General features: G+C 38.2%; 20 protein-coding genes. 11 read left to right on the plus strand and 9 right to left on the minus strand.

Annotated features, from left to right (window positions below; genetic code table 11):
* Positions 1-152: 152 nt before the first annotated feature.
* Positions 153-1,031, minus strand: coding sequence for a LysR family transcriptional regulator (locus D9780_RS16895; RefSeq protein WP_121640899.1), 879 nt, complete (start codon positions 1,029-1,031; stop codon positions 153-155).
* A gap of 500 nt (positions 1,032-1,531) precedes the next feature.
* A complete protein-coding gene (locus D9780_RS16900; RefSeq protein WP_073007980.1) occupies positions 1,532-1,813 on the minus strand; it encodes a hypothetical protein in 282 nt (93 codons plus the stop codon).
* A 240-nt stretch (positions 1,814-2,053) separates the two neighbouring features.
* Between D9780_RS16900 and D9780_RS16905 the strand changes: the two genes are divergently transcribed.
* From D9780_RS16905 to D9780_RS16925, 5 genes are all read left to right on the plus strand, one after another.
* A complete protein-coding gene (locus tag D9780_RS16905) occupies positions 2,054-2,701 on the plus strand; it encodes a hypothetical protein (RefSeq protein WP_121640900.1) in 648 nt (215 codons plus the stop codon).
* Entirely contained in the window at positions 2,698-3,441 is a 744-nt protein-coding gene (locus D9780_RS16910; protein ID WP_121640902.1) for a cytochrome c biogenesis CcdA family protein, read from the plus strand. The genes D9780_RS16905 and D9780_RS16910 overlap by 4 nt, the downstream gene beginning before the upstream one ends.
* Positions 3,442-3,453: 12 nt before the next feature.
* The gene (locus D9780_RS16915; protein WP_121640904.1) at positions 3,454-4,059 is read left to right on the plus strand and encodes a redoxin domain-containing protein; all 606 of its coding nucleotides are present in this window, start codon (positions 3,454-3,456) and stop codon (positions 4,057-4,059) included.
* A gap of 171 nt (positions 4,060-4,230) precedes the next feature.
* Entirely contained in the window at positions 4,231-4,920 is a 690-nt protein-coding gene (locus D9780_RS16920) for a response regulator transcription factor (RefSeq protein WP_121640906.1), read from the plus strand.
* Positions 4,901-5,992 (plus strand): sensor histidine kinase, encoded by a 1,092-nt coding sequence (locus D9780_RS16925; RefSeq protein ID WP_162985915.1) that lies wholly within the window; start codon positions 4,901-4,903, stop codon positions 5,990-5,992. Before D9780_RS16920 ends, D9780_RS16925 begins: the two co-directional genes overlap by 20 nt.
* Before the next feature lie 233 nt (positions 5,993-6,225).
* Here the strand turns inward: D9780_RS16925 and arsC are convergent, their stop codons facing one another.
* The 5 genes from arsC to D9780_RS16950 form a co-directional block, all read right to left on the minus strand.
* A complete protein-coding gene (arsC, locus tag D9780_RS16930) occupies positions 6,226-6,654 on the minus strand; it encodes an arsenate reductase (thioredoxin) (protein ID WP_121640909.1) in 429 nt (142 codons plus the stop codon).
* Between the two features lie 13 nt (positions 6,655-6,667).
* Complete coding sequence (locus tag D9780_RS16935; RefSeq protein ID WP_121640910.1) at positions 6,668-7,966, minus strand: arsenic transporter; 1,299 nt, start codon at positions 7,964-7,966, stop codon at positions 6,668-6,670.
* A 13-nt stretch (positions 7,967-7,979) separates the two neighbouring features.
* Positions 7,980-8,324 carry an ArsR/SmtB family transcription factor gene (locus D9780_RS16940; RefSeq protein ID WP_121641535.1) on the minus strand — a complete coding sequence of 115 codons (345 nt, stop codon included), beginning with the start codon at positions 8,322-8,324 and terminating at the stop codon, positions 7,980-7,982.
* Positions 8,325-8,437: 113 nt separating this feature from the next.
* The gene (locus tag D9780_RS16945; RefSeq protein ID WP_073008002.1) at positions 8,438-8,698 is read right to left on the minus strand and encodes a metal-sensitive transcriptional regulator; all 261 of its coding nucleotides are present in this window, start codon (positions 8,696-8,698) and stop codon (positions 8,438-8,440) included.
* A gap of 83 nt (positions 8,699-8,781) precedes the next feature.
* Positions 8,782-10,032 carry a hemolysin family protein gene (locus D9780_RS16950; protein ID WP_121640912.1) on the minus strand — a complete coding sequence of 417 codons (1,251 nt, stop codon included), beginning with the start codon at positions 10,030-10,032 and terminating at the stop codon, positions 8,782-8,784.
* Positions 10,033-10,920: 888 nt separating this feature from the next.
* On the opposite strand from D9780_RS16950, the gene D9780_RS16955 reads away from it, so the two are divergent.
* Together D9780_RS16955 and D9780_RS16960 are read left to right on the plus strand one after the other, a co-directional pair.
* Positions 10,921-11,976, plus strand: coding sequence for a YkvI family membrane protein (locus D9780_RS16955; protein ID WP_121640914.1), 1,056 nt, complete (start codon positions 10,921-10,923; stop codon positions 11,974-11,976).
* A 115-nt stretch (positions 11,977-12,091) separates the two neighbouring features.
* The gene (locus tag D9780_RS16960) at positions 12,092-12,796 is read left to right on the plus strand and encodes an NAD-dependent protein deacylase (protein ID WP_073008459.1); all 705 of its coding nucleotides are present in this window, start codon (positions 12,092-12,094) and stop codon (positions 12,794-12,796) included.
* Between the two features lie 222 nt (positions 12,797-13,018).
* On the opposite strand, the gene D9780_RS16965 is transcribed toward D9780_RS16960, so the two are convergent.
* Positions 13,019-13,594 (minus strand): YpjP family protein, encoded by a 576-nt coding sequence (locus D9780_RS16965; protein ID WP_116277872.1) that lies wholly within the window; start codon positions 13,592-13,594, stop codon positions 13,019-13,021.
* Between the two features lie 273 nt (positions 13,595-13,867).
* Positions 13,868-15,274, minus strand: a complete 1,407-nt coding sequence (locus D9780_RS16970; protein WP_121640916.1) for a SpoVR family protein — start codon at positions 15,272-15,274, stop codon at positions 13,868-13,870.
* A 489-nt stretch (positions 15,275-15,763) separates the two neighbouring features.
* Here D9780_RS16970 and D9780_RS16975 point away from each other — a divergent pair, with 489 nt between their 5' ends.
* From D9780_RS16975 to D9780_RS16990, 4 genes are all read left to right on the plus strand, one after another.
* Positions 15,764-16,696 (plus strand): metal ABC transporter solute-binding protein, Zn/Mn family, encoded by a 933-nt coding sequence (locus D9780_RS16975; protein WP_121640918.1) that lies wholly within the window; start codon positions 15,764-15,766, stop codon positions 16,694-16,696.
* Between the two features lie 120 nt (positions 16,697-16,816).
* Positions 16,817-17,569: a metal ABC transporter ATP-binding protein gene (locus tag D9780_RS16980; RefSeq protein ID WP_116277869.1), complete on the plus strand. Its 753-nt coding sequence runs from the start codon at positions 16,817-16,819 to the stop codon at positions 17,567-17,569.
* Between the two features lie 3 nt (positions 17,570-17,572).
* A complete protein-coding gene (locus D9780_RS16985) occupies positions 17,573-18,442 on the plus strand; it encodes a metal ABC transporter permease (RefSeq protein WP_121640919.1) in 870 nt (289 codons plus the stop codon).
* Positions 18,439-19,332, plus strand: a complete 894-nt coding sequence (locus tag D9780_RS16990; RefSeq protein ID WP_121640921.1) for a metal ABC transporter permease — start codon at positions 18,439-18,441, stop codon at positions 19,330-19,332. Before D9780_RS16985 ends, D9780_RS16990 begins: the two co-directional genes overlap by 4 nt.
* The last annotated feature ends 198 nt before the right edge of the window (positions 19,333-19,530 follow it).

The raw sequence follows: 19,530 nt of genomic DNA on the forward strand, positions 1-19,530 counted from the left end.
AGGCTTTCTCCTTATAACCTACCCAAACACTGTAAAGCTTTTAATAAATAATATACCAAATCTGGCAAATTTACGTTCATGGACCAGCAACATAAGTTGAAGGAATTACCCGTTATGGTGGTCGCCTATTATAAAAGCCTCTTTAGTAAAAATTAAATTAATGTTTTCTCAGCAAAATGGATAAATTCCTTTATAACATAAGACAAATTAGAATCTCGCCTCCAAATTAAAGCTAGCTTCCATTCCATTGCAGGGTTCGTTACTGGTATAGAAGTGACTTCTCTCGTCAGCTCCTGACATGTGCTATCAGGTAGTATAGCAACGCCGATATTCGAAGCTACCATTTCCTCGATAAAATCCAGCTGCGATGTTTCTAAAATAATTTTCGGCTTAAATCCTGCCTCTTGACACGCCTTAACGATACTATCACGTAGGGCAAAATCTTTATTAAACATAATAAACGCTTCTTCTTCTAGTTCATGTAACGTCATACTTTTTCGTCGAGCGAACCTATGACTCGTTGGAACAACTAACTTTAGCCCTTCATGTATAAAAGTATGGCACGCAAAATCACCGTATGTTGCCGGCAAAACAACAACTCCCAAGTCCAGTTCACCTTGATGCACTTTTTCTTCAATTCGTTTTGAACCATCTTCCTCTAACTGAAACGTTATATCTGGGTATTGGCGATGAAATGGTGCAATTAATTGCGAAAAGAAAAACCCATTTGTAATCGAAGGAAGGCCAATTCGCATATGTCCTTTTTTCAGTTGCTGAAATTGACCTAAATTCGATAATAACGTTTGATATTCTGCTTCTATACTTTTGGCATGCTGATACACGACCTGCCCTTCTTCCGTTAGTACAAGCTTCTTTCTAGAACGAATGAACAACGTCGTTCCAAGCTCTTCTTCGAGCGATTTAATAATTCGACTGATCGCAGGTTGCGTTATATATAGTTGGTTTGCAGCCTGGGTGAAGCTTCCGGTCTTCGTTACCTCCATAAAATACTGTAGATGTTTGATCTCCACTTTTCTGCCCCGCTCCCTTAAAGAATAATTGCTAGTTAAAGGAAGTTCTTAAACCTACTCACCTCGGCATCTAAACTGCTGTCATCCTAAACAAGGAAACGCCAAATCTAAGAGTATATAGGCTAGATAACAGCACTTCATGCCTGGTTCGTTTAGATCCTTTTGTGCTACGAACAATCCATCGATAATACAATTAAAAAACTTGGCTTGTCACCAATTCCTATGGCTAAAACTGTAGTATTTTTTTCCTTTTATGTTTTCCTAGAGTCTATTAACAGACGGTATACGGATCGTTCGCCCACTTATATGTTATCTCCCATTTTTATAACAGCCTAGCATATAACCAAATTAATATGGAGAAAGCTGTGATTTCTTTATACGAAACGCCCCTGTTCTATTGTAGAAAAGCAATGCTTCGAGCTACTCGACCTCCCTCGCTGTATTTGCATCACGTAAACATGTAAAGTAAACCTTCCCCCTACCTAAGGCATTACCCTATCTTATTTAAAATAATCCTGAAAGATTTGGATAAATTCTTCTGGAGATGAATCCACTGTATATGTGTATACGCCTTGTAATGAGTGTAAATATAAAATTCCCCCTTGATTAGACACAGGGCGATAGGAAAAATCTAACACATTATCGATAGGAAACTCGCGTCTCTGTGTAACGACCTTATTCGTATACAAATATAACATCCGTTCCTGCTTGATATCCTCTTGCTGTAAACTCGATACTACTCTTTCCATTTTAAAGTAAGCTTGCTTTGCAATAAGGGTCATCAAATCAGGCTCCTTTTAATAAGCTGTGTAAAGCATTATGTTATATCATAACTAATATAATAGTAACATAATTCATTCTTTTTCAGCTTTCTAACGATTTATTTCTTCTTCTGTTTCGAATTCCAATAACATATAAAGCGATATCTTTTGAACGAAACATCCATTTTTTCTCTTTCATCAAACTTTCACATTTCTTATGTATACTATCATCAGATTCGTTTAAAATTTGGAGGAAAACATATGCCATCAACTACGGTGTTAATGAGCCTTGCAGCAAATATCATCAGCTTTTCTGTTGGATTACTAGCGTACTACCTAAGTAGCAACCTGTCGAGTAAGGATAAACGAAAAAATGTAGAACAAATCATTTCTTATTTAATAAATCTCATTTTATTTATTTGGGTGGCTAAAATTATTTTACAATTGCCATTATTTCTCTCTGACCCAATTGCCGTTTTAGCATATCCAAGTAATGCCCAAGCTTTTTATCTTGCATTACTTTTATTAACCATACAAATGACATACCAAGTTAAAAAAAGTGGCTTGCAGTTGCAAAACTTACTAATAAACGCCATTCCTGTCATATTGGTAGCTTCTTTTACTTACCAATTTATTGATATCGTTTGGCAAAATAATTCCTTAGCGTGGGGTAATTTTATCCTTATGTTGCTTCTTTTACTCATCTATCTATTGGTTAAAGATAGAATACAAAGCGCTATACTTTTCCTATGCTTAACCGTCATTTGGGCGATTGGGAAACTAATTCTTAGCTATGCACTACCATTTACTACCATTTTCAGTTATATGATCCACCCACTTTTCTTTGTCATGATTGGGTTGATTCATATCTGTATATTTTTATTTAAACGAAAGAAGGTGTCTTCATGACAGCAGCAACAGATTTAACCATATGGTTAGCGTTAGGAGCAGGAATGCTTTCTTTTCTTTCTCCTTGCACATTACCTATCTTTCCAGCCTATCTATCCTACATAACTGGAATGAGTGTGAAAGAATTAGAAACGAATAACAATGTAAAGATTAGAAGTAAGCTACTTATTCATGCGATTTTCTTTTTATTTGGCGTATCTCTCATATTTATTAGTCTCGGTATTGGTGTTTCTTTCTTGGGGCAATGGATTCAAGGGCTTTTAGCTGGAGAGTCTGGAGATTTCATTCAGCGAATTGCCGGCATTTTCATTATTGTCATGGGCTTATTTGTTGGTGGCTGGTTAAAAATCACATCCTTTATGAAAGAGAAACGATTTCGCTTTGCAAGTAAACCGGTAGGATATTTAGGTACAGTTTTTGTAGGGATGGGGTTTGCAGCAGGTTGGACGCCATGTATTGGTCCTATTTTTGCGTCCATTTTAGTTGTCGCAGCAGCTAATCCGACACAGGGAGCTTGGTACACGATATTTTATGTCATCGGATTTGCACTTCCTTTTCTTATCCTTACTTTCTTTCTCGGTTCTACAAGATGGATCGTTAAATATAGTGGAATTATTATGAAAATCGGTGGAGTTATCATGATTCTCATGGGTATTCTACTATTTACAGGCTTCATGCCACGAATTTCTGCGTTTTTATTAAACCTTGTTCAAGATACTTGGTTAACCAACCTAGGATAGGAGGAAAGTTTTATGAAAAAAGCAATTTTGATCATCATTATAGTGGGCATGTTCTCTTGGGCGCTATACGATTTTGTATTTTCATCCAATGATACAGCAGAACAAGCAGATGCGCCGCCTGCTGGAAGTGGCAACCAAATTACTACACAAGAAAAGCAAACAAGCGAAACAGAAAAAACAGGAGATTCCAGTGAAGTTGGCTTAGAAGTTGGCAATCTGGCTCCGGATTTCAATTTATCTACAATGGACGGAGATGCGATTCAATTATCGGAATTACGCGGTGAACGTGTAATGGTGAATTTTTGGGCTACATGGTGCCCGCCTTGCCGTGCTGAGATGCCAGATATGCAAAAATTCTATGATGATAAGGATATAAACATTTTGGCAATTAACTTAACAGAAACAGAAAGTGATTTAATGACGATCCAGAACTTTGTCTCTGATTTTGAGCTTACATTTCCCATTTTAAAAGACGAAAATACAGAAGTTGCAAATGCGTACCAGATTCAGCCTATCCCGACTACTTTTATGGTCGACAGTAATGGCATTATTCAATACAAAGCATTTGGAGCTATGAATTATGATTTAATGGTACAAGAGTTTGAAAAAATGGAGTAAAGAAAACTGTACGAAACAAATACAACAAAGGCTCTTGGCGCCCGGTTTGCAACGTAGCGACTGGAACGAATCAAATCAAGATCACTTCAAAGTAATTTCTTTCTCTAACGGCACAGCTTTCTAGTATCACTTTTTCCATCAACTGCGTTACACTAAGGTTGAGGTGAGATCATGAAGCAAACCATTATGGTCGTTGAAGATGATAAAATGATACGTAATTTAATACGCATTTATTTAGAGAAAAATGGATACGTTGTTGTAGAAGCAGCAGATGGAGAGGAAGCGAAAGCTATATTTATAAAACACCTCCCGTGCCTCATCATCCTCGATTTAATGCTTCCGAAAGTAAGTGGTGAGGAGTTTTGTGAATGGGTAAAACAACAAGAAAACGGCGAAGTATCTATTATTATGCTTTCTGCTAAGACAAGTATTGAAGATAGAATAGCAGGACTAAAAATTGGGGCAGACGACTATATGACAAAGCCATTTGATGCAAATGAACTGATAGCACACGTGGAAGCAGTATTGCGACGTACAGGGAGTTACTGCCAAAAAATAGTCTATGATGGACTTTGCATTAAGCCGCGAAAAGGAGAGGTATGGCTTCATAATAAGTCCATACAGCTAACTAATTTTGAGTTTAATCTTCTCTATCTGTTTATGCAACATCCAAATAACGTTTTATCGCGAGAGCAACTTGTTACAGAACTCTACCCTAACGCAGAGAGTACGGTATTAGACCGAACCATTGATGCACATATTAAGAAACTGCGGGAAAAAATTGAAGAAGAACCAGCGAAGCCAAAACGGATTCAAACCGTTCGTGGAATGGGGTATAAATTTGTCCAAAATTCATCGTAAACTCATAAACTTGGCGCCCGTCAGCTTTCTATGGCGATTAACTTTTTTACATTTCTTTGTCATTGGTGTTGCTTTATGGATTAGCGGTTGGGCTTTATATAATACAGCTTGTTTTTTAGCTGCTGGGGTTGGAAACCTCGATGAACTACGACAACAGCAATTTAACCAAACATTGTTAAATTATGTTTGGATATTTGTTATCATCGCCATCGTTGTCGCTTCTATTTTATATTATTATCTATCTAAAAAATTATTACAGCCTATTCATACATTGATGGAAGCAACCCAATTACTACAAACTGGAAAATACCCAGACCCTATTCCCGTTTCCCGAAATGATGAAATTGGGCAACTTGTACAGCAATACAATCAACTCATGGAGCAACTAAATCGTAATGAAACAGATCGAAAAAAGCTTGTTTCCGACATCTCCCATGAATTTCGTACACCGTTATCTAATCTTAATGGGTATCTGTCTGCATTAAAGTCAGGTGACATAGAGGGGAATCAAGCGTTATTTGTAGCGCTTTATCAAGAATCACAGCGTCTTACTTCCATGCTAGACCAATTTGATCTGTTAAAGCAATGGGACTATACGAACGCAAGCACTTACAACCGCAAAGAAATGCAGGCAGTAAAACCACTTCTGGAGCAATGCGTTTCTATGTTCCATTGGACACTAAAACAAACGGGGATCAAATTGGAACTACAAGCGGAAGTAGCAGATGTATATGTCCACGCAGAAGGAATGCAGCAAGTCATAAGTAATCTCTTAGACAATGCGATTCAATACTATAAAGGGAAAGGGTCTATTCGTATTACCGGACAAAAACAAAATAACGGCTATTATATTGCTGTTTCCGGACCTAGTGAACCAATTCCAAGCCAAGAAAGAGAATTGATTTTCCAACGATTTTATCGTCTTGAATCCTCCCGCAGTAGAGACACAGGCGGAGCTGGACTAGGACTTGCCATTACGAAAGAAATTATCGACCAGCACGATGGAAGTATTCAAATAGATACGGTGCAGGATCGAAATATTTTTACGGTTAAGCTTCCAATCCATGCTTAAATAGAGGAGTTTTTCTTATACTATAAACTTTAAACTTTTATACTCACCTATAGTGCAAAACGAAGGCTTTTACTACTTCTTCATGCCTAAGCCTTCGTTTTGTTAGGTAATGCGCTAAAACAAATAAACTGTACAACACCTTACTCCTTACGCCCTCACCATTGCCGTTCCTCATTCCATCCCGCATTCCTTATTTCTAATGTTTCGTTCTAGAATTTATCAATGAATGTAACTTAATCGTTTGCTTCTATTTTCGCAAATTGTTTGATACGAGCGCCTATTTCATCTCGCACTCGTTGGAAAACGAAGCCTTTCTCTGTTTCGCTTCCTTCTGCCTTTGCTGGGTCATCAAATCCCCAATGCGCATGTGTCACATGTGGCGGTATTGTTGGGCAATTATCTTTGGCATCGCCACAAAGAGTGACAACCAAATAGGCGCGATGAATGAGATCTAAATCGATGATATCTGAAGTTTGGGAAGAAATATCAACCCCCACTTCTTGCATTGCTTTTACAGCTTTCGGATTTAGCCCATGTGCCTCCATTCCAGCACTTTTTACTTCCCATTCTTTCTCATCAAGATAATATTTCGCCCATCCTTCCGCCATTTGGCTTCTGCAACTGTTTCCTGTACATAAAAAATATACCAATTTTTTCTTCATTATATCGAACTCCTTACCATAGTAATAGACTTATATAAAGCCCTGTTAATGTTATGAGTAGGATAGGAATGGTTAATACGATTCCCGTCTTTAAATACGTACCCCATGAAATTTTTATCCCTTTTTGTGCCAACACATGAAGCCATAACAATGTTGCTAAAGAACCAATTGGGGTAATCTTTGGACCCAGATCAGAACCAATAACATTAGCGTAGACTAAAGCTTCACGAATCACACCAGATGTATTCGTCTCCGCTATGGCAAGCGCATTAATCATGACTGTCGGCATATTATTCATGATGGACGATAAGATAGCCGCTATTCCCCCCATCGTCATTGTTGCTACAAATAACCCTTGATCTGCACTTACTTGTATCGCTGTTGCTAGTAGATCGGTGAGCCCGGCATTTCGCAAGCCATATACAACAACGTACATCCCAATAGAAAAAAATACGATATTCCACGGTGCACTCTTTACGATGGCTGCTGTATGAATCGCTTTACTTTTTCGAGCCAATATAAGAAAAACGATAGCAATCGCTCCAGCTACAATAGAAACAGGAATGCCAATAAACTCGCTTGCGAAATAACCAATTAATAGTACTGTCAGCACATACCAAGATAGGCGAAACAATCTCTTGTCTTGAATTGCCTCTTTTGGTTGCTTCAGTTGATCAAGCGAATAAGTACGAGGAATACTTTTTCGAAAATAAACAAATAGTATGCTGATGGTTGCAATAAGTGAAACGAGATTGGGTAACCACATCCTAAATGCATACGCTGCAAAACCAATATCAAAAAAGTCAGCAGATACAATGTTGACTAGATTACTTACGACAAATGGCAAGGATGTCGTATCTGCAATAAATCCACTCGCTATAACAAATGGAAAAATCATTTTTTCTTGAAAATGCAAGTGACGTACCATCGCTAATACAATTGGAGTTAGTATTAAAGCAGCACCATCATTAGCAAATAATGCCGCAACGATAGATCCTAAAATGCTAACGTAGACAAACATTTTTACGCCATTCCCTTTAGCCATTTTAGCCATATGTAAGGAGGCCCATTCAAATAGCCCAATTTCATCTAGAACAAGAGAAATTAGAATAATTGCAATAAAGGCAAACGTTGCATTCCAGACAATGTTCGTTACTTCAAGTACATCTTGTAGATCTACTACTCCTAAGATGAAGGCTAATACCGCTCCGCCACATGCAGACCAACCTATAGACAGCCCTTTAGGCTGCCAAATGACAAATACTAAAGTAACGATAAATAGACTCAATGCTAGTAAAATCGATGATGACAAAATAAATTACCTCCTAAGACGAACAGTGCAAATCCCCTTTTTGTTGCACTGCTTTCAGTTTCGTTCCTTGATCAGGGAGCTGTTGCAAAATTGTCTGTACCATAGGAAAATCGTTACTTTCTTCATTCAAAGCATAATACGTCCACTGCCCTCTTTTTTCTTCTTGTACTAAACCAGCATCTCTTAACTTGCGTAAATGTTGACTAATAGAAGGCTGACTTACTTGAAATATTTCCACCAGTTCACACACACAACACTCTCGGTACTCTAAAATTTTCATTATCGTCAACCTTGTGCGATCTGCTAACAATTTAAACACCACCGTGGCACGCTCTAGATCCCAAATTGATTTACCCAACTTCATTTCACCACCTTTAATAAGTATATAATAATATACTTATATGAAGAATGCAATTAAAGGAGGAAGTGTTTACATCCCCCTTTGAAATTAGCTCTTACTGCCTATTTGCGTTATCTACTTTTCACAAGTAACTGCACTGCTTCCTGAATTAATTCGTCGGTGTTGCCACCTTTTTCTTGTTCTTCACGGATACAACGCTCTAAATTTTGGCTAACAATTAATGCCGCTGTGCGATCGATAGCATTTCTAGCTGCTGACATTTGTGCAACAACCTCACGACAATCTTTGTTTTGCTCCATCATTCGTTGTAATCCTCTGATTTGTCCCTCTATTCGTTTCATTCGATTAATAACTTTTGTATCGTATTCCACTTTTGCTCCTCCTCCACGATAGTTTGCAGTGTAATTACTAGCAAGCAAGATTTTCTACTAAAGAACGAATAAAAGCTTTCTAGTTATACTTTACTTCCTTCATCTGTTTTCACGTTTTTCAATATTTGTACCCGTTTAATCATACGTTCGTCGACTTCTAAGATGCGATACGTTAATTGGTCATCTTGAAATTCTTCTCCTTCATGAGGAAAACGATGCATTTTTTTTAACAGGTAACCAGCCAAAATATCCTCGTCATCTATAATGTTGATGTGAAAAATTGTATTTAGTCGATGCAAGGAAATTTTGCCATTACAAATAATTTCCTTATCTGTCACTTTTTCCACAAGCGGTTCATTACCTCGGTCGGTTTCATCCTCGATTTCTAATCCAATTAAAAGTTCAATAATATCTTCATGTGTAATAATACCTTCTGTACCACCATATTCATCTAACACAATTGCCATATGCTTTTTTTCTTGGATCATTTTGCGAAAAACCCAATCTACAGCGTGGAATTCAAACACAATCAATGGATTCATATCACTAAAAGATTCGAGTGATTTATCTGGTTCCATCGACCATGACAGCAAATATTTTGAATGAAAGACACCTATTATCATATCAATATCCGCTTCATAAATAGGGTATCGTGTGAAGGGGTTTTGAATGGCTATGTTACGTACTTCCTCAAAATCCGAATCACTAGGTAGTGCTACAATATCAACTCTTGGCGTTTTTAAGGCGTCCTTTACATTTAAATTACTAAACTCAAGCACACCTTTAATCCGATATGATTCATCCTGCTTGAATATCCCTTCTGTACGCGCAATATCAACCATTGCTCTGATTTCATCTCGAGACACCGATGCATCCGATTCTTGACCTTTTGATAAATATTTAATAATAAACCCTGTGATGGCATTTAGTAACATCGTTAACGGTCGAAAAATGAAAACAACAGCTCGAATTACGGGGTAAACAATGTAGGCGATCCGATCAGGAAACGCAGCTGCCACAGATTTTGGTATTACCTCTGCAAAAATGATAATCGTAATGGTCAATATAGCAGATGCAATCCCGACATTCACTCCGTATTCCATTGCGACTATGGTTACCAATGTAGGCAAAAGAATATTTGCGATATTATTCCCAATTAATATTGACGTAATAAATTGCTCGGGTTTTGAAACTAATTGAAGCAATTTATCCGCCCGTTTATCATCATGACTTGCTTTTGTTTGTAATTTCATTTTATTTGCGGCAGTTAAAGCTGTCTCACTACCAGAGAAGAAAAATGATACGAATAATAAAGCAATGATCGCAATGATCACCTTTATATGCCCCCTTATGTATGCAAAATAACTAATTTTTACTAGCGTTTGTATATCTTCTTTCTATCATACATGGATTTTAACGGAATATAAAGTCATACTATACATGATGGAGTAATTGTTTTTCCTTTTTATGGAATCACCGATAACAAACCTATTATTCTTAATAAACAATGGGCTAATACAATTTCTATTTGCAGTAAAAAATATGATATGATAATTAGGCGCCATTTTTTGACTTTGGAAAAAATAAGGGTAATTCAGTTCTCCACTGCTAAAAAAAGCAAGCATCATTCAGTAAAAGAGCAGGCTTCCTCACAAGGATGGCTTATTACTTCAAATTTATACAGTGAAATTTCAATGCGTGGACTTTTTCTTTTATTCCACAAGGATTGTTTAATAGCCAAGGGTATAACCTGGAGGCCTCTTAGAACAAAGGCTCGGGGCGCCCGTTTAGCAACATAGCGAGTGGAACGAATCAACGAAAATTTTTGGAATCATGCTCCTGCAACAGGAGTATGCCGACACCCTCCGGCAAGCCCGTCTTTAGTCGGCCTTCCTATTTAGAACGAACCGATGATGACTTAGCTTAGGGCGATTCGTGAAGTCGCCTAGTTGCTGGACGCTGGAGCCGGACGTGGCTAAATAACTTAGTAAGTTTGTCTATAGCTGCTAAATTTTATAATTTCCTAGACCACGAAAAAAGTGATTGAGATGCTGTTACCTCCCACTTCGGCTTGTTCAACGCACATCTTCATTTTGGAAGTACGGGATTCTTACAGCAACTTATATTCGCAATAAATCAGCACATACTTTACAGTCCCTAACGAAATGTAAAACATCATTATAAAAAGGAGCATATAGGGGTGCTTATACGGAGGCGTTTCCATGAAGAAAATATTACAAATAGCGAGTGCATTTATTGGTATCATTGTGGGGGCTGGATTTGCCTCCGGGCAAGAGATATTACAATATTTTACTAGCTTCGGTTATATTGGAACAATTGGTGTTATTGTTTCAACGGCTTTATTTACTTATTTAGGTATGATTTTAACTCGATTAGGGAGCCAAACACAAACCACCTCTCATCGGGATGTTATCTATTTTATTAGCGGTCGACATTTAGGTATAATCGTCGATTATATTATTGTATTTACGTTATTCGGCGTCGGTGTTGTTATGATTGCTGGTGCTGGCTCTATTTTCAACCAGCAATTTGGACTACCTGCTTTTGTTGGAATTACAACGATGACTATAATCGTTATGCTTACTGTCATGCTTGATATTCATCGCGTTGTGCAAATTATTGCTAGTATTGCTCCATTTCTCATCTTCATGGTAATGCTTATTTCGATTTATAGCTTATTAACCATGGACCATTCCTTCGCAAAAATGGAGCCTATTGCTTTAGAACAAACTTCAGCTGTATCAAATTGGTTGCTTTCTGCTGTCAATTACGTTTCCTATAACATCGCTTTAGGTGCATCTATGGCGCTAGTGATGGGAGGAGCTGAACCTAATAGACGCAAAGCCACTATTGGCGGTTTGTTAGGTGGTTTAGGTATTGGGATATTAATACTGTTTAACCACTTAGCTATCTTTTCCAATATGGAGCTTGTAGCTAATTATGAAATGCCCATTTTAAAGATTGCGGACGAGATGTCTCCTATTTTAGGAATGGTGTACTCTGTCATTCTGTTTGGGATGATTTTTAACACGGCAGTTAGTATGTTCTTTTCTTTTAGTGCGCGATTTAAACCAAGTGGAACATCAGCCTTTCGCCGCTTTAGTATCATTACTATTTTGCTTGCATTTGCACTTAGCTTTGTAGGCTTCACCAAATTAGTATCGTTTTTTTATCCTTTTATTGGATATATGGGGTTGTTTTTAATTGTTGTACTGATTATTGCACCTTTTCGATTACGATCGCATGCTAAGAAGTAGACATGCGTAACCATAGCATGTGAATTTGCATCGTTATTTGTCAAGAATGTTGGGTATTAAGCCGTTATTCTAGTATAATAGTTCGTGTAGAAGAATAAACCTGGAGGGAAGCATGTTGCTTAAAGAATGGTTACAAGAAGCGAAATATACGGTTGTATTCACAGGAGCTGGCATGTCAACAGAAAGTGGGTTACCTGATTTCCGCTCTGCTAACAAAGGTCTATGGAGACAAAAAGACCCTAGTAAGATTGCCTCCACAGATGCACTAAACTCTAATGTCGAAGCATTTATTGCGTTTTACCGGGAACGAGTAGTAGGTGTTAAAACATATCAGCCGCATGAAGGGCACTATATTTTAGCCGATTGGGAAAAACAAGGACGTATTCAATCGATCATTACCCAAAACGTAGATGGCTTTCATCAACAAGCTGGGAATATGCGGGTCGCTGAACTACATGGAACGCTGCAAAAGCTACACTGTCAATCTTGTGGAAAAGAATATAGTAGTGAGGAATATGTAAATAAAGATTACTACTGTTCTTGCCAAGGGGTTCTTCGCCCTTCCATTGTTCTGTTCGGGGAAACCTTACCGATGGACGCCTTTCAATTTGCGTTAGAAGAAACAGAAAAAGCGGATTTATTTATTGTACTTGGTTCTTCTTTAAGCGTAACCCCCGCCAATCAATTTCCGCTGATTGCGAAAGAAAATGGTTCTAAGTTAGTTATTGTCAATCAGGAGCCGACAGAATTAGACCGCTATGCCGATCAACTCATTCATAATCGTTCCATTGGTGAAGTATTAAAAGAAATAAACCAATAAGCCCCACGATAAAGTGTTTATTCCTATAAGGGTAATCAGCGCCTTACTAATACGTAATTTATTGTATTAAAAACACCTTATATACGAGATAAACCTTAAAAGCATTTTTCTATAGTGTAAATTATACCTCATCAACATAAACGCTGTTAGGTTCCTATAGTGAAAATGGAAGAGTCGATGCAATCGCTTGTTTAACAAGTGACGGCATCGACTCTATATGTGTTACGTCATCCATTTTGGTGGCGTATTTTTATCCCAAAAAATCTCTCCAATTTCATAATGTGTCTCAAATTGATCTGTATTTAAATGATAATGAAAGTTAAACCAATGCCCTTCTAATGGTCGATGAACTCTCCTCACATGGAACTTCACTACATTTTCCTGTTTATGATAATCATAAACATGGAAAATTCGCTCGCCATATCCGCTAGAAGGGTCTTCCGTAATCCCATAATGAGATATGGGCTCTCCATTTTCATCTAGCATTACCGTTTCCATAACTTGCTCTATTTTAGGGAGAATAACAGTAGTAAACTCATCCGCGACACGTTCTGATATTCTCGGCCCCATTTTACGCAACACTTGTTCCTTCGCTTTTTCTGATAATGCTACCCTTGGATCGACGAAAGGAGGAGTTTCTTCTAAGACAACAGTGCTTGACTGCTCACTAACATCGGAATCCGAATTCATTCGAGGTTTTGCCTCCACTGATTCTTGTGTTAGCGAAGTAGGTACATACATGCCTAGTGTTACAAAGGCAATTGCCATAACCGCTATTTTCTTCATCCACTGCTTCATCTTAGGAGCCCTCCTCTCTCTACCTGTTACTTAAATTTTACCATTTTCTAATCATTTGTCTATACTATTTTTGTAACCGCAACCGTTTGTAAAGAATAATTAATCTTTTTGCAATAATGATATGGGATCATACACATTTCTGCCTATCTATCTGAGACGCCCCCTCCTATTTGAGGCCTCTCTTCTGAATTGCATAGCTTATTTTTTAGAACGTTCGCCTAAGGATAAACGTCCAATTATAACATGCGTGCAACAACACAGTTATTGGCTTATCTACAATGATCGATGGACGGTTTTCCTTCCATCATAGGAGTAGACAATTCCCTTTTCATCAATCATCGTTTCTAAGCATACCGTACGTCCCCATAGCTGATAAATATATGGCAATACATGTTCTAAATAGGTAATATCTAACTCTGTCCCTTCATAATGATGCTTCAAATATAACTCACCATTGCGTAAATAATCACCGTCTTCTACAGTAATATACGGAAATCCACCATTCACCCGCATTGCTACAAGCTGGTCACGAATGTTTTCATAATCTTTATTCGTAATTTGATAATTCCTTCCCTTTCTTTCAAACAAATATAAGTCCTCTCGCTGTACGAGATCCTTCGTCAAATAATTACGTAAAAAAGAAATATCTGATTCTAGCTCTCTAACTTCAAATATTTTTTCTCTTCCAGAATGGGGTTTTACTCCTCGTAGCTTCATTTCCTCTGTAGGTTGATTGTAGCGTTCTTCTATATCTTCTAATACTTTTAATCCTAAATAATAAGGATTTAATTGACGAGTAGAAGGCTGTACCACCCCTGCATGCAACGAAGCAAACTCAATCGTCTCCTCGCTACTTAAATCCATTTCTCTTAAAATTCGTTGGTGCCAATACGAAGCCCAGCCTTCATTCATGATTTTCGTTTCCATCTGCGGCCAAAAATAAAGCATTTCTTCCCGCATCATGGTTAGAATATCGCGCTGCCAATCCGCTAACTCTTTACTATAGGATTCTAAAAATAATAACAGATCTTTTTCTGGCTGTGGCGGGAATTTCTTTTTGTGTTTTTCAATCGCTGGTTTCTTCATTGCTTCAGCATCTAAATCCCACAAATCATCATAAGGCGTTTTCTGTTTGGGAGAATCTTTTTCCAAGGCTTCCATCTCTTCATAGCTTAGCCTTGACCGAAAGAGTGTTGGATCAACATGCTCTTGGATAGCTAAAACCGCATCTAAAAACTGCTCCACTTCCTTCTTTCCATACACCATTTCATAATGAGCAATTCGCTCAGCTGTTGCTGTCATGCTCTCTACCATATCACGCCGTGTATTTGAAAACCGAATATTGTTTTTAAAAAAATCACTATGCGCCAAAACGTGAGCAATAATTAATTTATTTTGAATGAGGCTATTCGTATCTAATAAAAAGGCATAGCATGGATCCGAGTTAATTACTAATTCATAAATTTGGCTTAATCCTAAGTCATATTGCAACTTCATTCGATGAAACTGTTTTCCAAAACTCCAATGACTGTATCGTGTCGGCATTCCATATGCTCCAAACGTATAAATAATATCAGCAGGACAGATTTCATAACGCATCGGATAAAAATCGAGACCGAACCCAGAGGCTATCTCGGTAATTTCTGCAATTGCATGATTCAGTTCTTTCGTATCTGTCACGCAAATCCCTCCAATTCACTTTTTAGCCCGGTAGAAAATACTGTAGACTTCCACAAACGTAATGGAGAAATAACAGTACCTTCATCCCGCTTTTCTTATGTGACTTTAGGCTACATCCTTGCGAGTACGTACAATCATGCCAAGAAAAAGAAACCTCTATAGATTACACGTTTACTTTATAGTTTATGAATGAAAAAGAAATTGATGACTTCGCTCGTTTCATCTAAAAAGCACCATATTGGTTCACCTCGTTTTCATCCCAGTTGGTGATCCAATCGTTTTCTATAGTAAGAAGTAAGCTTATTCGACCGTTGATTTCATTTTAAAAATAAAACTATTGCATTTTTTCAACCTTTGCCATATAATTTGCACTAAGGAAACAATTTAACTAAATGTAAATAATTTTTAAAGGAGCTAACATCTACTTGTTAGTCAATTTTTAAAATTATTTTGCGTTAGGTAAACATAATTAGAGAGGGGAACAAATGAATGAAGAAAATAGGCTTTATCAGTTTTACGATCCTACTTATCGCATTTCTTGCAGGTTGCGGATCAAGTGCCAAGGACGCCGGTGGCTCAAGTGAAAAACCTGTTAAAGTAGTTGCTACTATCGCACAAATTGGAGATGTTGTTGAGAATATTGGCGGTGATCATGTAGATGTTTATAGCATTATGGGACCCGGAACGGATCCGCATCTTTATAATGCGGTACAGGGAGATATTCAACAAATGACCGAAGCAGAAATTATTTTTTACAATGGGCTTCATTTAGAAGGGCAAATGGGTGAAATATTTGAAGAAATGCGCCAAGATAAACCAACCATTCCTGTGGCAGAAAGTATACCAGAGGACAAGCTGCTTGCAGATCCCGAAAGCCCTGAAGTAAGTGATCCCCATGTTTGGTTTGATATTGAATTGTGGAAATATGCAGCTGAGTCCATTCGCGATGGACTCAGCGAATTAGATCCAGACAACAAAGAGACTTACGAAAAAAACACAGAAGCATATATGAAAGAATTAGATGAACTACATGCTTATGCAAAGGAACGCTTCAATGAAATTCCAGAAGAAAGCCGTGTACTTGTAACTGCCCACGATGCGTTTAATTATTTCGGCAAGGCGTTCGAGTTTGAAGTAATGGGATTACAAGGACTAAGTACGGAATCCGATTATGGTGTGAACGATATTCAACGAATCATTGATGTGTTAGTAGAACGAAACATTAAAGGTGTATTTGTGGAAAGCAGTGTGTCCGAGCGGTCGATTAACGCCGTTGTAGAAGGAGCAAAAGAAAAAGGACATGACGTTTCTATTGGTGGTGAACTTTATTCTGATGCAATGGGTGAAGCAAGCACAGAAGAAGGAACTTATATTGGCATGTTTAGGCACAATATTGACACCATTGTAGAAGCCTTAAAATAAAACGCACTTCCGTATAGGATAAAAAGCATGTTGGGGCTGTTTTTTCACAGTGAACCGCTAGCTTTCTGTGCAACAAAATTACCAGCCCCTTCGATGCAAAATAAAAGGAGGAACGACAAGATGAATGCCTTGACGGTGAACAATATGTCTGTATCATATGATAAACAACTCGCATTAGAAAATGTTTCTTTTTCTGTCCCTGAAGGGTCGATGACTGGCATCATTGGCCCTAATGGAGCTGGTAAATCAACATTAATCAAGTCTATTTTACAACTATTACCTACTGTATCAGGGACGGTAGAAGTGTTTAAAAAGCCCTTACGTAGCCAAAGAAAAATAATTGGTTATGTACCTCAACGTAGTGAAGTAGATTGGGATTTTCCAACCAATGCCCTAGATGTCGTGTTAATGGGAAGGTACAATCATATTGGTATGTTCAAGCGAGCGAGCAAAAAGGAAGTAACATGGGCAAAACATTGTCTGCAACGGGTAGGCATGCAAGATTATGCCTCTCGCCAAATCAGCCAACTTTCTGGTGGTCAGCAACAACGTGTATTTTTAGCCCGCGCAATGGCGCAAGATGCAAAAATCTATTTCATGGATGAACCTTTTGCAGGTGTCGATGCGTCCACCGAAAAAGCAATTATTCAATTAATGAAAGAGTGGAAAAATGAAGGAAAAACCGTTCTCGTTGTGCACCATGATTTACAAACAGTAAATGATTATTTTGACCATGTCCTGTTATTAAATAAAACACCAATCGCATACGGAGAAACAAATCGAGTGTTCACACTTGCTAACTTAGAAGAGGCATATGGGGGTAAAATTGCTTTTTTACAACAAGGCCCTAAGGCAGCAAAGGGGAGTACATAAACAATGGAACAATTTAGTGCTCTTTTATCAAGTGCCAACTTACAATGGGTATTAATTGGAAGTTTATTGCTCGGTTTTGCAAGTGGGGTTATCGGCAGTTTCGTTTTATTAAAAAAACAAAGTTTAATTAGTGATGCGATGGCTCATGCTGCATTGCCTGGTGTTTGTATCGTTTATATTCTGTTTCAGACAAAAACCATCCCTTATTTACTAACAGGTGCTGCTGTTACGAGCTTAATAGCAACACAGTCTATTCAAACCATTGTGAAATGGTCACGGATTAAAACAGATGCGGCTATCGGTATCACATTATCTGTATTCTTTGGGCTTGGCATTGTTCTATTAACCTATATACAACAAAATGCAACGGGTAATCAAGCTGGACTTGATTCCTTTATTTTCGGGCAAGCCGCTTCTCTCGTTAAAGGAGATGTGCAATTAATTGCAGCTGGCGCATTATGCTTAATCATTCTGACAGCACTATTTTTCAAAGAATTTAAGATTAGTATCTTTGACCCACAATTTGCTAAGGGATTAGGTTTACCAGTTACCTTTTTCAATGCCGTCCTGTTATTCCTCGTTGTCGCAGTCGTTGTAATTGGGATTCAAATGGTCGGCGTTGTCCTTATAGCAGCATTATTAATTACGCCACCTATTTCTGCACGTTACTGGACAGACCAGCTCGGTTGGATGACCATGTTAGCGGGCATATTCGGGGCTATCTCTGGTGTAAGTGGGGCTGTCTTAAGTACAGCAATACAAAATTTACCTACCGGGCCAATTATCGTATTAAGTGCTTCCGTTATTTTCCTCTTTTCCTTATTGTTTGGGACAAAGAAGGGTTTATTGCTGAAAGGAGGAAGAAATGCATGAGCTATACTTTTTGGATTCTCTTAACCGGCTGTCTTGTCGGGCTTACTTGTGGTATTACAGGAGCGCTTCTTGTTTTACGGAAAATGGCAATGATCGCTGATGCCATTAGTCATACCGTTTTACTAGGTATTGTTGGGGCTTTCTTTGTTACCCAATCTTTAAGCGGGATTCCCATGCTTATCGGTGCAGGCATTGTTGGTATTCTAACGGCTGTTTTTGTGGAAATGCTTCATTCATCTGGGGTTCAATCGGATGCAGCAATAGGAATTGTTTTCACTTCCTTGTTTGCATTAGGGGTTGTCCTTATTTCTTTTATTGGCGACCAAGTCCATTTAGATGTACAGCATGCTTTAATGGGTGAAATTGCTTTTGTTCCATGGAACACGTTAACCATCAACGGAGTGAGTTATGGGCCTACTGCCGTGTGGATGCTCGGTGCTGTATTAGCGGTTAATCTCATTTTAATTACACTATTTTATAAAGAGATTAAAATGTCTACCTTCGACCCGCAATTTGCAACTTTAATTGGGGTGCCAGTAATGATCATTCATTATCTACTAATGACCATGGTATCCTTATCCACCGTCGCTTCATTTGATAGTGTAGGTGCGATATTAGTTGTCGCCATGCTCATTGTCCCTGGAGCAACGGCTTATCTTTTAACGGATCGATTTTTTGTATTATTAATTTTAAGTGGTGTTATTGGCATTTTATCTGCTGCCCTAGGCTATGGCTTTGCCATCCAATGGAATGTTTCCATCGCTGGTTCAATGGCCGTAGCAACAGGGGTATTCTTTATCGCCGCTTTCCTCTTCGGTCCAAAACAAGGCGTTATAATTAAAAAGATCCGAGGTACAACTGGTAAAAAAACGGTCCAATCATCCACATAAAAGCATTTTTATTCTGTGTGAGGGGGGCTTATCTCCCTCACACAGATTACTACGATTTCAAAGGGGATGACGTAAACGCCTTTGGATAGAAAAAAGTTTGCTACATCTTTTTGGCGAAAAACGTTGTCGCTTTGTATGAATACCCTCGCAAAGCGTGCTTTAGGGTAGCTACTGACTAATGCAATGCGAACCATGAGG

Origin of the sequence: Virgibacillus sp. Bac330, from assembly GCF_003667845.1 — a bacterium.
Classification (GTDB): domain Bacteria; phylum Bacillota; class Bacilli; order Bacillales; family Amphibacillaceae; genus Virgibacillus; species Virgibacillus chiguensis.

What these genes read in the sequence shown, in the direction of transcription:
- D9780_RS16980 (WP_116277869.1), top strand. Translation starts at nt 16,817, where the DNA reads ATGAATGCCTTGACGGTGAACAATATGTCTGTATCATATGATAAACAA.
- D9780_RS16900 (WP_073007980.1), bottom strand. Translation starts at nt 1,813, where the DNA reads ATGACCCTTATTGCAAAGCAAGCTTACTTTAAAATGGAAAGAGTAGTA.
- arsC (WP_121640909.1), bottom strand. Translation starts at nt 6,654, where the DNA reads ATGAAGAAAAAATTGGTATATTTTTTATGTACAGGAAACAGTTGCAGA.
- D9780_RS16990 (WP_121640921.1), top strand. Translation starts at nt 18,439, where the DNA reads ATGAGCTATACTTTTTGGATTCTCTTAACCGGCTGTCTTGTCGGGCTT.
- D9780_RS16955 (WP_121640914.1), top strand. Translation starts at nt 10,921, where the DNA reads ATGAAGAAAATATTACAAATAGCGAGTGCATTTATTGGTATCATTGTG.
- D9780_RS16985 (WP_121640919.1), top strand. Translation starts at nt 17,573, where the DNA reads ATGGAACAATTTAGTGCTCTTTTATCAAGTGCCAACTTACAATGGGTA.
- D9780_RS16905 (WP_121640900.1), top strand. Translation starts at nt 2,054, where the DNA reads ATGCCATCAACTACGGTGTTAATGAGCCTTGCAGCAAATATCATCAGC.
- D9780_RS16915 (WP_121640904.1), top strand. Translation starts at nt 3,454, where the DNA reads ATGAAAAAAGCAATTTTGATCATCATTATAGTGGGCATGTTCTCTTGG.
- D9780_RS16910 (WP_121640902.1), top strand. Translation starts at nt 2,698, where the DNA reads ATGACAGCAGCAACAGATTTAACCATATGGTTAGCGTTAGGAGCAGGA.
- D9780_RS16965 (WP_116277872.1), bottom strand. Translation starts at nt 13,594, where the DNA reads ATGAAGCAGTGGATGAAGAAAATAGCGGTTATGGCAATTGCCTTTGTA.
- D9780_RS16975 (WP_121640918.1), top strand. Translation starts at nt 15,764, where the DNA reads ATGAAGAAAATAGGCTTTATCAGTTTTACGATCCTACTTATCGCATTT.
- D9780_RS16920 (WP_121640906.1), top strand. Translation starts at nt 4,231, where the DNA reads ATGAAGCAAACCATTATGGTCGTTGAAGATGATAAAATGATACGTAAT.